The following is a 12,001-nucleotide window of genomic DNA, read 5'->3' as shown; positions in this document are numbered from 1 at the left end:
CTAATGAAACCCCTTTAGGATGCAGAGTCTTACCGGATTCAAATGGATCACATCTATATCTTTGAATGCAAAGTAGTATAATAGCGTCTGCGCGGCCTGCTGGTGCTTGCGGTGGGCGTCGATTTGACCGGCCAGGCTGGCGATATGCCCGCGCAGTTCGGGCATCAAGCCGGTGTCGTCGGGGAAGGTTTCAAAGCAGCGGGATTTGTTGCCGCGCTGCCGGTCATCGATAAATTTGTCGGTGCCAGTCCAAAGCCGGCGCGCAAAGTCAGATGCTGATCACCATGCCGCAATCGCGCCATCGGTACGCGGTTCGGTGCCCCCGCAGAGGACGCCCTCTGCATTGCGCCAGATGATTTGCCCGCGGCCGAAGGCCATCCGGTTGTTGCACCATGACACCTCATGCCCAAGTCCTGCCAGGCCATGGAAGAGGTGCTCCGGTGTCGAGCGTTCGATGTTGACGCGCTTGGCGCTTTCCCATTCCCAGCGCGGCGCGTCCAGCGCGGCTTGCGGATTCAGGCCGAAGTCGATGGTATTCATCACCACCTGCACATGCCCTTGTGGTTGCATGAAGCCGCCCATCACGCCGAATGGACCGACTGCCTTGCCGTCCTTGGTCAGGAAGCCGGGAATGATGGTGTGATACGGCCGCTTGCCGGGCGCGAGGCAATTCGGATGCCCGGCTTTCATTGAAAAATTGTTGCCGCGGTTATGCAAGGCGATGCCGGTGCCCGGCACCACCATGCCGGAACCGAAGCCCATGTAATTGCTCTGGATCAGCGACACCATATTGCCTTCGCCGTCGGCGGTGCTGAGATACACGGTGCCGCCACGCGGCGGTTCGCCCGGCAAAGGGCTGATCGCCTGCGCGCCGATCAGGGCGCGGCGCTCGTCGGCATAGGCATCTGAGAGCAGATCAGCCACCGATACCCGCATATGGGCTGGGTCAGCAATATGCGCCAGGCCATCGGCGAAGGCGAGCTTGATCGCCTCGATCTGGCGATGATGCGTGAGCAAGGTATCGCGCTCGCTGAAATCGAAGCCCTTGAGAATGTTCAGGGCCATCAAGGCCACCAGCCCGTGACCGCTGGGAGGGATTTCCCAGACATCGTAGCCGCGGTAATTGACGCTGATCGGGTCGCACCAGTCGACCCGGTAGTCAGCCAGGTCTTCCGCACGCAGGTACCCGCCGGCGGACTGGATGAATGCGCCTATGCGCTCGGCCAGCGGGCCGCGATAAAAACTGTCTGCATTGGTGTCGGCGATCGATTGCAAGGTGTCGGCGTGCGCGCCGGAGCGCCAGATCTCGCCGGCCCTGGGTGCGCGCTCAGGCGCAAAGGTATCGAACCACGACTTGAAATAATCCTCCTTGAACTGCTGGCGGAACAGCTTGGTCGCCTGCTGCCAGCCAAAGGCAACTGATGGCGATACCGGAAATCCGTCACGCGCCAGCTCGACCGCGCGCGCCATGGAGGTACGTAGCGGCAATCGACCGAAACGTTCGGCCAGCGCCGCCCATGCGGCCGGCGTGCCGGGCACGGTGACCGGCAGCGGTCCGTATTTAGGCACCTCGGTCAAGCCCTGCGCAGTCATTTTTTCAAGCGTCATGCCGCGCGGCGCCGGACCGCTGGCATTCAGGCCATGCAGCTTGCCCTGGTGCCAGACCAGAGCGAAGGCGTCGCCGCCGATGCCATTGGCGCTGGGTTCGACCACCGTCAATGCAGCGGCGGTGGCGATTGCCGCATCGATTGCATTGCCGCCAGCCTGCAGCACTTGCAGGCCGGCCTGGGCAGCCAGAGGCTGCGAGGTAGCGACCATGCCCTTGTTGGCATAGACCACGTTGCGACGCGAGGCATAGGGATAATGTAGTGAATCGAATGAGAGCATGAAAGGAGCCGTGAATTATTTATGCCTTGGATCGAGCGCATCGCGCAAGCCGTCGCCAAGCAGGTTGAACGACAGGACCAACAGGAAGATCGACAGGCCTGGCCAGACTGCCATCCAGGGTGCATTGTCTACATAATTCTTGGCGGTGTTGAGCATGCTGCCCCAGCTCGGCGCTGGCGGCTGCTGTCCGAGTCCGAGGAAGGACAGGCTGGCTTCGGCGATGATGGCGGCGGCAATCGCCAGCGTGGCCTGCACGATCAGCGGCGGCAGCACATTGGGCAGGATATGCCGCAGTGCGATGCGCCAATGCGGATTACCGACCGCCCGCGCGGCTTCGACAAAATCCTCGACCTTGACTGCCAGCACCTGGGCCCGCGTCAGCCGGATGAAGACCGGCGTCGCCGACACGCCGATGGCGATCATTGCATTGCTAAGGCTAGGCCCAAGGAAGGCGGCAAGCGCGATCGCCAGAATCAGGAAGGGCACCGCCAGCATCGAGTCGGTGAAGCGAGAAATCAGGCCATCGGTCCAGCCGCCAACATACCCCGCCAACAGGCCGATCGGTACTCCTAGCGCCATTGAGATACAGACCGACACCAGGCCCGCCATCAGTGATGCGCGCGCCCCCCACACTACCCGCGACAATACATCGCGACCGATCTCGTCGGTGCCGAACAGATATTGCATGCTGGGGGCCTTGCGCACCGCACTCCAGCTGGCCGCGATCGGGTCATAGGGGGCGATGCTCGGGGCGAACAGCGCCAGCAACACGAAAAACAGCACGATCACCAGACCCAGCATCGCGCCGCGGCGGCGCAGCAGCCGGCGCAACGCGCGCCTGGCCGGGGTAGCGTCTCGCGCTATGACTTGTTGCGGAATCACTGCACTCATGGACTACCCTCGCAGACGCGGATTGACGAAAAACTGGGCCAGATCAGCCAGCAGGTTCAGCACGATATAGACGCTCGAGGTGAATAGCACGACGCCCTGCACCACTGCGTAATCGCGATTGAATACCGCATCGACGATCAGCTTGCCGAAGCCGGGAATCGAGAACACTTGTTCGGTCAGTACCGCGCCGGAAAGCAGCGTGCCGAATTCGAGCGCGCCGAGGGTGATGATCGGTGTCAGGGCATTGCGCAGCGCATGCTTGATCACCACTGTGCGCTCGTCCAGGCCCTTGGCGCGGGCCGTACGCACATAGTCGGCATTCAACACTTGCAGCATCGCGCTGCGGGTGTGGCGCATCAGCACCGCCGCGATGGCATTGCCCAGCACAAAGGCCGGCATGATCATCGCGGACAGATTGGCTTTCAAGTCTTCAAACGGACTGACATAGCCGGAGGCCGGCAACCAGCCGAGCGACACCGAAAACAACAGGATCATCAGGATGCCGAGCCAGAAATTAGGCGTCGACAAGCCCCATAAGGCAATCACATTGGCAGCGTAATCCCACACCGTATCCTTGCCGACCGCCGACACGATCCCGGCCGGAATGCCGATCACCAGCGCAATCAGCATCGCGATAGCAGCCAGCTCCAGCGTTACCGGCAGTTTCTCCTGAATCAGCTCCAGCACCGGCTGCTGGATGCGCAGCGACTCACCCAGGTCGCCATGGAACACTCCGGCGATCCAGTAGGCGTAACGCATCGGCAGCGGTTCGTCGAGATGCATTTTCTTTTGCAGATAGGCGATCACCTCCGGGTCCTGGTTTTCGCCAGCCAGGATCATGGCAGCATCGCCGGGCAGCAATTGCTGCAACCCGAAGATGATGATCGTGACGAAGAAAATTGTCGGCACGATCGCTGCCAGCCGCTTGAGAAGATAGTGGAGCATGGGTTCGGGTGGTCGTGACGCGTATTACATTTTCATACCTTGTACCCGCACCAGTCCATCGGGGATGGCACGCATGCCGGTCAGCTTTTTGTTGTAGGCCCACAGCCAGTTGCGGTGGAACAGGTAGACGATCGGGCGTTCCTTGGCAGTTTCGGCAGCCAGTGTCGCGAACACCTTGATGCGGCCGGCCTTGTCAAGCGTGCTGCGCGAACGGTTGAGCAACTCGTCCCACTGCGGCCTGCACTCGCCACTGTAGTTCAGCGGCTGCTTGCATCCATAGAAGCTGTACAGGTTGCCGTCAGGATCAGCCCGACCGCTCCACGCCAAAATGTAGGCATCGAACTGCCCCTTGTCGGCAAGGTTGAGCGAAGTGGCGAATTCGGTGGACTGAATCTTCACGTCGAAACCGGCCTCCTTGGCCATGGCCTGCACGACCTGCGCTACCCGCTGGGCATCGGAGGTGGTTGCCGTCATCAGGGTGAAAGTCGGATTGGTGACCCCGGCTTCTTTCAGCAGCGCCTTGGCGCGGGGAATGTCGCGTTTCGGGATCGGAACATTTTTGGCATAGAAGCTGTTGCTCGGTGGCACCCATTGGTTGCCGGGTTCGGCTTCGCCATCCATTGCTACCCGGACGATGCCGGCGCGGTCCAGCGATAGCTCGAATGCTTCACGCACTCGGGGGTCGCGGCCCAGCGGGTTCTTTTGTGAGAGCTCGCTTTTACCGGTGTTGATGGTAATACCCTGATACCCGAGTTCAGTAATGCGCGCCATGGCGAGCTTTTTGTCGGCCTTGATCGAGGCCACGTCGGATGGGGCGACTCGTTCGATGAAATCGAGCTGGCCGGAGCGCAGGTTGGCCAGCCTGACCGTGGCATCGACGATGGGCAGGAAGATCACCTTGTCAAAGTGGATGTCGGCCTTGTTCCAGTAGTTCTGGTAGCGCTCCAGAACGATGCGGTCCTGGGCGACGCGTTCCGCGAAGCGAAAGGGACCTGAGCAGACCGGCTTGGTGCCGAAGTTGGCAGGGTTGGCTTGGGCCGCCTTGGGAGAAACCATCATGCCTGCGCGGTCCGCCAGCACAGACAGCAGTGGCGAAAAGGGGGCGCTGAGGTTTATTTTCGCGGTCAGGTCATCGATGACGTCGACTGTCGTCACGGGCGCCAGTTCGCCGCGGCGGTTGGAGCCTGGCATGGTTTTGTGGCGGTCAATGTTGAACTTGACGGCGGCAGCGTCGAATTTTTCGCCATCATGGAAGGTGACGCCGCTGCGCAGTTTCATTGTCAGGGACTTGTTGTCGGCTGACCATTCATAAGAGGTCGCCAGTTGCGGAACTATGTTCAGTTTTTCGTCGATGTCAAATAGTTTGTCGCAGAGGGAGGCGAAGACTATGCGTCCCACAAAACTGCGCGCCAGGGTGGGATCCAGGATGTCGGGGTCCTCGGCCAGTCCGATACGCAGGGTTTGGGCATGTGCCACGAATGTGGCGACTGCCATGGTCAGTGCCAGCAGGAATTTTTTATTCATCGCGTTTTTCCTTTACAGTTATCCGTTGATTAAAGTGCTTTCCGCCTCGTTACCCCTGCTTGCCAGGGTCGTCACTTCAGCGGGAGTGACGATCAAACACCCCGCGCGTGAAACGCCTCTTGCAGCCGAACCAGCCGCTCATTCACCGAGGCACCGGCCACCACCATCACCGGCGCCACAATCTCTTCCCAAAAATGGCAGGCCACCGAATGCCCCTCCATCGCCCTCAGGGCTGGCACCTCCTGCGTACACTTCTCACGCGCATGCGGACATCGGGTCCTGAACCGGCATCCCGAAGGAGGATCGATCGGATTGGGCACATCGCCCTGCAACAAAATCCGCTCGCGCTTGATGCCCGGCTCTGGAATCGGGATCGCCGACAACAAGGCCTGCGTATAAGGATGCCTCGGCTTGGCAAACAAACTCCGCTTGTCCGCATACTCGACAATTTGTCCCAGATACATCACTGCGACATGCGAAGCGATATGCTTGACCACCGCCAGGTCGTGCGCTATGAAAACATACGCCAGCCCGAGCCGTCGTTGCAAGTCCTGCAGCAGGTTGATCACCTGAGCCTGGATCGATACATCCAGCGCCGACACGGCCTCATCGCACACAATCAATCTCGGCTCCACCGCCAATGCCCTCGCAATGCCAATCCGCTGCCGCTGGCCGCCAGAAAACTCATGCGGGTAACGCTGCAAATACTGCGGCGCGAGCCCCACCAGGTCCAGCAACTCCGCGGCCCGCTCGCGATGCCGCCCGCGCGCCAGACCATGCAGAGCCAGCGGCTCGACCAGCGTCTGCTCCACCGTCATGCGCGGATTGAGCGAGGAATACGGGTCCTGAAAGATCATCTGCAGCTCGCGCCGCTTGGCGCGCATGCGCTCCGGCGCCAGCGACATCAAATCTTCACCATCGAACCAGACCGTGCCAGAGGTGGCGTCCAGCAAACGCAGCACCAGGCGCCCCACCGTGGATTTGCCGCAGCCGGATTCGCCAACCAGCGCCATGGTTTCGCCAGCGCCGAGTTCGAAACTCAAGCCATCGACCGCATGCACTACCGCGGTCTGGCGGCCAAACAAATGCTGCCGGATCGGGAAATGTTTGACCAGGTTTTCAACCCGCAACAACGCGCTCATGCTGCCTGCTCCATGCCGGCTTCCAGAGGCGCGCGCCAGCAGGCGGCTTCGTGGCCATCGCCGAGATTGATCAGCGGCGGTGCTTCCTGGCGACATTGGTCGACGGCAAACGGACAGCGCGGCGCGAAACGGCAGCCCTGCACTTTGGTCATGGGCGTTGGAACCTGACCCTCGATGGCATTGAGCCTGTCCTGCTCCAGGTGCAGTTTCGGTATCGATCCCAGCAAACCGATGGTGTAGGGATGCTGCGGATCGGCGAACAGACGATCGACACGGGCACGCTCGACAATCCGGCCAGAATACATCACGACGACCTCGTCGGCCAGTTCAGCAATCACCCCCAGGTCATGCGTGATCAAAATGATTGCGGTGCCCGTCTCTTCGCGCAGCGTGCGCATGAGGTCAAGTACCTGGGCCTGGATGGTGACATCAAGTGCGGTAGTCGGCTCGTCGGCAATCAGCAGTTTCGGCTCGCAAGACAGCGCCATGGCAATCATCACGCGCTGCCGCATGCCGCCCGACAGCTTGTGCGGATACTCATCGATGCGCTGCTCGGGCGATGGAATCCGGACCCGACGCAGCATCTCGATCGCATGCACTCTGGCTTCTGCCTGGCTGATGTCGCGGTGACAGCGGATGCCCTCGATCAATTGGTCGCCAATCGTGAAGGCGGGATTCAGCGAGGTCATCGGTTCCTGGAAAATCATCGCCATCCGGTTGCCGCGCAAGGCGCGCATCGCAGCCGGCGTCAGCGTCTCGAGGTCGCGGCCTTCGAAGCGGATCGAACCGGCGGAGATACGGCCTTGCCCTTTCGGCAGCAAACCCATGATGGACAGCGATGTCACGCTTTTGCCGCAGCCGGATTCGCCGACGATGCCCAGCGTGCGGCCGGACTCGACCGAAAAGCTGACGCCATCCACCGCGGCGAATTCGCCGCCGCCTTCCAGTTTGAAGCTCGTGCGCAAACCACTGACCTCCAGCAAGGCTGTCATGCGGCCACTCCGCTGCGCCGGGCTTGGAAACGCGCTACCTCGGCCTCGATCAGCGCACGGTCTGTGATACCGGCCGGACGCTTGCGGGATGGCAGACAGGCAGTGAACGGCTGATAGCGTTCAAGGCTCTTCTGATAGAGCCGCTGCAATTCCCGGATCGGTTCCGGATGATCGTCGACCCGCAAGTCGAGCGCACAGTAATCCTCGGTGGTGTAGATCAACAGCGCCGCAGCCTGCTTGCCGCGCTTGTCGCCGCCAACGGCTTCGCCCGCCGCCAGCGCAACGATCAGGCGCTCGGCAAACGACAAGCCGGAATTCGCTTCGTATGCCTCGGCCGTCGCCGCAATCACCTGCGGACCGGCCAGCATGTTGCCAGCAACCGAAAATCCGTTGCCTGCCGTGTGACCGCACCACTCGACGCAGGCGGCGCCGGTATAGGCAGCGGAATTGCTTCCGGCATCGATCAGGTGCAACTGGCGATGATCACGGCCTTCGTCGGCAGCAGTCAGCCGTTCGATGATCAGTGCCGGATCGATGCATTTACCCAAATCTGTCATGGCCGGGCCGGCATACAGCGGGTTCACGAGCGCCTGGGTGGCAAGCGCGCCGACCCCGCTACGCGCATGCGGGCACAAGGCGCCCACTGCAAAGAATTTACTCGCAACAGCGATGCCAAACGCACCGGAAAAATCGCGCGCGATGATGGACCAGGTCATGAAAGTGCTTTCGTCAGGAATTGCGTCTTTTAATTAGACGGCTTGAATATTATTCACCAATAAAACAGATTCGGTCCGAGCGATTTTCCACTTCGTGAAGATGGATGCCCATATCATACCAATGCATCCTTACCTCGACACGCCTCTGTAGGTGGATTGGCCGGAACGATTCGAGCGACGATCGGATTTTTTGAATGATTCATTTTTTCGAATTAGACGCAATGACTTTTTGAACCCATGTCCACATCGTTGTGCATTTCACAAAGCGACCCGGCGCTCAGGCCACCGGCCTGCGCCACACACTGGCCAGCCAAGACTGCTGTTCGAGCGGCTGGCCGGATTGAGCCCGGTTGAGTTTGAAGAACGCTACGCGAGCTTGACTGTGTGTCCGTGAAATTGGTGGAATCCCCAGATTTTAAATCGCGCCTGACTCTGACCGCTTTGGCCTTTTTCAAATCTGCATGATGTCGCTGATCACTGTTGCTGGTCCAGTGGGAAATTTTGAGGCCACGCGATCTGGCGCTCCACCCAAACGGCAGCTTCAAGCAATCTGCGGTCATCGCCCCAACGCCCAATCAATTGCACACCCATCGGCAACTTGTTTTTCGATTCGCCGGCTGGAAGTGAAATTGCCGGTGCCCCCACCAGCGTAAACGGGATGCAAAATAAAGCATCGCCGGTACTTTCGAGCCCGGTGGGTGCCTCGCCCAAGGCTGGCGCCGTGAGTGCAGCATCAAAGGGCTCCATCAGTGCTGCGAATTCCCGGACCAGTGCCTGCTGGGCGTCTTTCGCCCGGATATAGTCGACCGCGGACAAGGCCTCCCCGCGAGCCACCAGCGCCAAGCTAGGCGGGCTGATACGAGGCGGGGTCTCGCGTGCCAATGTCCCGTTGATCACAGCACCTTCAGCCTCGCAAAGGGTTTGTGCAATTCGCCACGCGTCTTCAAAGGAGGATGGCAGCGCAATCGGCGTGATGACCGCACCACAGGCTTCAAGATGACGCGCCGTCGATTCGACCAGCTGTTGCTGCTCTATGCTGAGGCGCTGCCAAGCCGAGGTACGCAGCAAGGCAATCTGCAGCCGCTCTTTGGGTTGCGCCAAAGGCCAAACGGGCGACGGAGAGGGCGTATTGCGAAAGTCAACGCCGTCGCGCCCAGTCAGGGTTGACACTAGGAACGCGGCATCGACGACGCTGCGTGTGAACACGCCGATATGGTCCAGGCTGGGTGCCAGGGCATAGACTCCCGTGCGGGGGATCGTGCCAAAGCTGGGCTTGTAGCCAACCACACCGCAAAAGGCGGCAGGGCGGATGACTGAGCCAAGGGTCTGCGTTCCCAAGGCCGCAGGCACACAACCACAGGCGACAGCAGCGGCAGATCCGCTCGATGAGCCACCAGGGGTGTGATTGAGATTCCAGGGATTGCGGGTTTTACCCGGATGGCGCCAGGCGAATTCCGTCGTCACGGTTTTCCCGAACATGATGGACGCAGCACCGGCCAGTACATCGACCACCCACGCGGAATGTTCCGGCACGTGGCCCAGGAATGCAGCAGAACCCATTTCGGTCGGCACATGGCGTGTGGCAATGATGTCCTTGACGCCGATTGGCATTCCCGCCAGCGCACCATGAGATGGCATGGCGCTCAATGCGGCCCGCACAGCCTCTGCGTCCCAATGGGCAAAGGCCCCCACCGCCGGCTCGACCGCGATGGTGCGGTCGATACAGCTCTCCACATAGTCGCTTGCCGAAAATTTTCCCGCGGCAATCGATGATAAGGCGTCGATCAAACCAAAACGATACAGCTCCATGACATGCCTTATTTCATGACCAAGGCGGTTTTGATGTATGAATTCACAATAAATTTTTCATACACTGGCTGCGCAGCCAGATTGCCCAATGCGATCTGCGTGTCCATGCTGACCTTGAGTGAGGCGGGGGTGATATCCACGCTGGGCGGGTAAACCTTGTCTTCGATCATGCGCTTTACAGCATGTTCAACAACCACCGGATCAAGCGTCGGGAATTCTTTTTTCGCAATTGCGATTGCACCTGCGGGATCAGTTCGGATCGAACGCAAGGCAGCTTCCATGCCGTTGACAAAGCGCTGTACGGTATCTGGATCGGCATCAGTGCGGGTGGTGATCGCAGAAAATGCATAGGGGCCGTACAACTTCGGGAAGCCCAATACCACTTTCATTCCCTTGGCGACGGCCTGATCGAGACCGGGCTCGTACATCACCGCCACCTTCCCCTGGCCTGCAATGAATGCGCCGATCTCGGCGCCCAGCGGTACTTGCAGCAGCTTCACATCTTTCTCTGGATCGAGACCGTTTTCCTTGAGCAGTTTGAGAAACAGCGAGGTACTGGTCGTCGGCATCTGGCCAGTCACAATGGTTTGGCCTTTCAGATCCTTCACGCTGCTGAAGTTGAAATCCGGCGTCGTCGCGATCCAGACGGCGGCACCGTTCACGCAGTTCGCGACGATCTGTACTGGCGCGCCTTTGGAAGCGGCAATCGCTGGCCACTCCGGCCCGTGCAGGGAAAACTGCGCACTGCCCGAAATCACGGCCGCCAGCGCAGCGCTGGGCGCGCCCGCCGTCTCTTTGGTCACATCCAGCCCCTGTTTCTGGAACAGGCCATTGTCGATGCCGACGTAGAGCGGCAGGTAAAGCATGGATTGAAATGCCTGAGAGATCGTGACTTTTTTGTTCTGGGCAAATGCCAGCCCAGACGTCAGCCCGATGATGAAGACAAGCGCAGTGCAGCGCGTTAAAAAGGTAAGTAGCTTCATAAATATCCTCTTGAAAAAATGGAAATTACACGCGGAGTTCTTGACGGTGATCGCTCACCTTCCATGACAGCAGATGACGCTCAACCCAGTCAATGAAGAAATAAAGGACAAATCCAACTGCCATCAAGGTAAAGAGGCCCACCCAAACGGTATTGAGGTCATAGAGGCTGGATGCCGTGAAAATAAGATGGCCTAATCCCCGCTGCGAGGAGATGAACTCACCCACCACCGCTCCGACGAGGCCGAAACCGACGTTGATACGAAAGGTCGCGACAATGGCCGGCAAGGAGGAGGGCACGATGACGTTGTAAAAAATATGGTGCTTGTTTGCTCCCAGCGTCACCATCAATCCTTGCAAATCAAGATCGGCGTCCTTGGCCGCCTGGTAGGCAGCGATCAGGGCAACAATCGACGTCAGCGAAATCGCCAGCGCCACCTTCGAGGTCAGCCCGGTGCCAAACCAGAGAATGATGATGGGCGCAAACGCGATTTTGGGAACACTGTTGAACGCCACCACAATCGGCTCGACGGTGCGCGCAATGAACGGCGAATACCAGAGTGAGAGCCCAAGCAACGAGCCGACCACGGTGCCAATCACAAAGCCCAGCGTGGCTTCAAACACGGTGACCCAGGTGTCATAGAGCAGCGAGCCGTCCACAATGGACTTGCCCGCAAAGCGCGCAATGCCCACGGGCGAGCCGAACAGAAATGCTGAAATCCAGCCCAGTCTGACCCCGCCTTCCCAAATTCCCAGAACGCTGAGGATCACAATGAGCTGGATGCCGATTCGCACGACGCTCTCGGGTATTTTGGATACGCGAAATTTGCGCATAGCCGGAGGCGTAAGATCGTGATGGCCTGCCGCCACGATCAACTTTTGGCCCGTCATTGAATTGATGTTGCTCATGCTGCTTTCCGCTGGGTCTGAATATCCAGTTCCGCGCACAAGGCGTGAAAATATTCCGAGAAGCGCGGGTCGCTTCGGGCGCCAATCGGCGTGCGTTCCTGGATATCGATGATGTAATTAGCTTTCACTGTGGTGGGGCGGCCGCTCAACACCGTCACATGGCGCGAAAGTGCCACCGCTTCGTCGCTGTCTCTTATACACATCT

General features: G+C 59.7%; 11 protein-coding genes and 1 pseudogene. 1 reads left to right on the top strand and 11 read right to left on the bottom strand.

Features of this window, described 5'->3' with window-relative positions; translation table 11 throughout:
* Window positions 1-111 precede the first annotated feature (111 nt).
* Complete coding sequence (locus B3F77_RS17245; RefSeq protein WP_293606139.1) at window positions 112-279, top strand: hypothetical protein; 168 nt, start codon at window positions 112-114, stop codon at window positions 277-279.
* On the opposite strand, the gene B3F77_RS17240 is transcribed toward B3F77_RS17245, so the two are convergent.
* The 11 genes and pseudogenes from B3F77_RS17240 to B3F77_RS17190 all read right to left on the bottom strand — a co-directional run.
* Entirely contained in the window at window positions 280-1,887 is a 1,608-nt protein-coding gene (locus B3F77_RS17240; protein ID WP_293606138.1) for a gamma-glutamyltransferase family protein, read from the bottom strand.
* 15 nt (window positions 1,888-1,902) lie between these two features.
* Window positions 1,903-2,778 (bottom strand): ABC transporter permease, encoded by an 876-nt coding sequence (locus tag B3F77_RS17235; RefSeq protein WP_293606137.1) that lies wholly within the window; start codon window positions 2,776-2,778, stop codon window positions 1,903-1,905.
* A gap of 3 nt (window positions 2,779-2,781) precedes the next feature.
* On the bottom strand, window positions 2,782-3,723 hold the full coding sequence (locus tag B3F77_RS17230; protein ID WP_293606136.1) for an ABC transporter permease: 942 nt from the start codon (window positions 3,721-3,723) through the stop codon (window positions 2,782-2,784).
* A gap of 24 nt (window positions 3,724-3,747) precedes the next feature.
* Window positions 3,748-5,247, bottom strand: a complete 1,500-nt coding sequence (locus B3F77_RS17225; protein ID WP_293606135.1) for an ABC transporter substrate-binding protein — start codon at window positions 5,245-5,247, stop codon at window positions 3,748-3,750.
* Window positions 5,248-5,339: 92 nt separating this feature from the next.
* Window positions 5,340-6,389: an ABC transporter ATP-binding protein gene (locus B3F77_RS17220; protein WP_293606134.1), complete on the bottom strand. Its 1,050-nt coding sequence runs from the start codon at window positions 6,387-6,389 to the stop codon at window positions 5,340-5,342.
* On the bottom strand, window positions 6,386-7,381 hold the full coding sequence (locus B3F77_RS17215; protein ID WP_293606133.1) for an ABC transporter ATP-binding protein: 996 nt from the start codon (window positions 7,379-7,381) through the stop codon (window positions 6,386-6,388). Before B3F77_RS17215 ends, B3F77_RS17220 begins: the two co-directional genes overlap by 4 nt.
* Window positions 7,378-8,097, bottom strand: coding sequence for a DUF1028 domain-containing protein (locus B3F77_RS17210; protein WP_293606132.1), 720 nt, complete (start codon window positions 8,095-8,097; stop codon window positions 7,378-7,380). The genes B3F77_RS17215 and B3F77_RS17210 overlap by 4 nt, the downstream gene beginning before the upstream one ends.
* Window positions 8,098-8,571: 474 nt before the next feature.
* Complete coding sequence (locus tag B3F77_RS17205) at window positions 8,572-9,906, bottom strand: amidase (RefSeq protein ID WP_293606131.1); 1,335 nt, start codon at window positions 9,904-9,906, stop codon at window positions 8,572-8,574.
* An 8-nt stretch (window positions 9,907-9,914) separates the two neighbouring features.
* On the bottom strand, window positions 9,915-10,889 hold the full coding sequence (locus tag B3F77_RS17200; protein WP_293606130.1) for an ABC transporter substrate-binding protein: 975 nt from the start codon (window positions 10,887-10,889) through the stop codon (window positions 9,915-9,917).
* 25 nt (window positions 10,890-10,914) lie between these two features.
* Window positions 10,915-11,796, bottom strand: coding sequence for an ABC transporter permease (locus B3F77_RS17195; protein WP_414703037.1), 882 nt, complete (start codon window positions 11,794-11,796; stop codon window positions 10,915-10,917).
* Window positions 11,793-12,001, bottom strand: a pseudogene (locus B3F77_RS17190) (spermidine/putrescine ABC transporter ATP-binding protein); the annotation flags it as partial. The pseudogene B3F77_RS17190 and the gene B3F77_RS17195, both read right to left, overlap by 4 nt.

The organism is Polaromonas sp. UBA4122 (assembly GCA_002381615.1).
Lineage (GTDB): Bacteria > Pseudomonadota > Gammaproteobacteria > Burkholderiales > Burkholderiaceae_C > Polaromonas.
The sequence above is the reverse complement of the archived record's forward strand: the minus strand, read 5'-3'. Positions and strand labels throughout refer to the sequence as shown.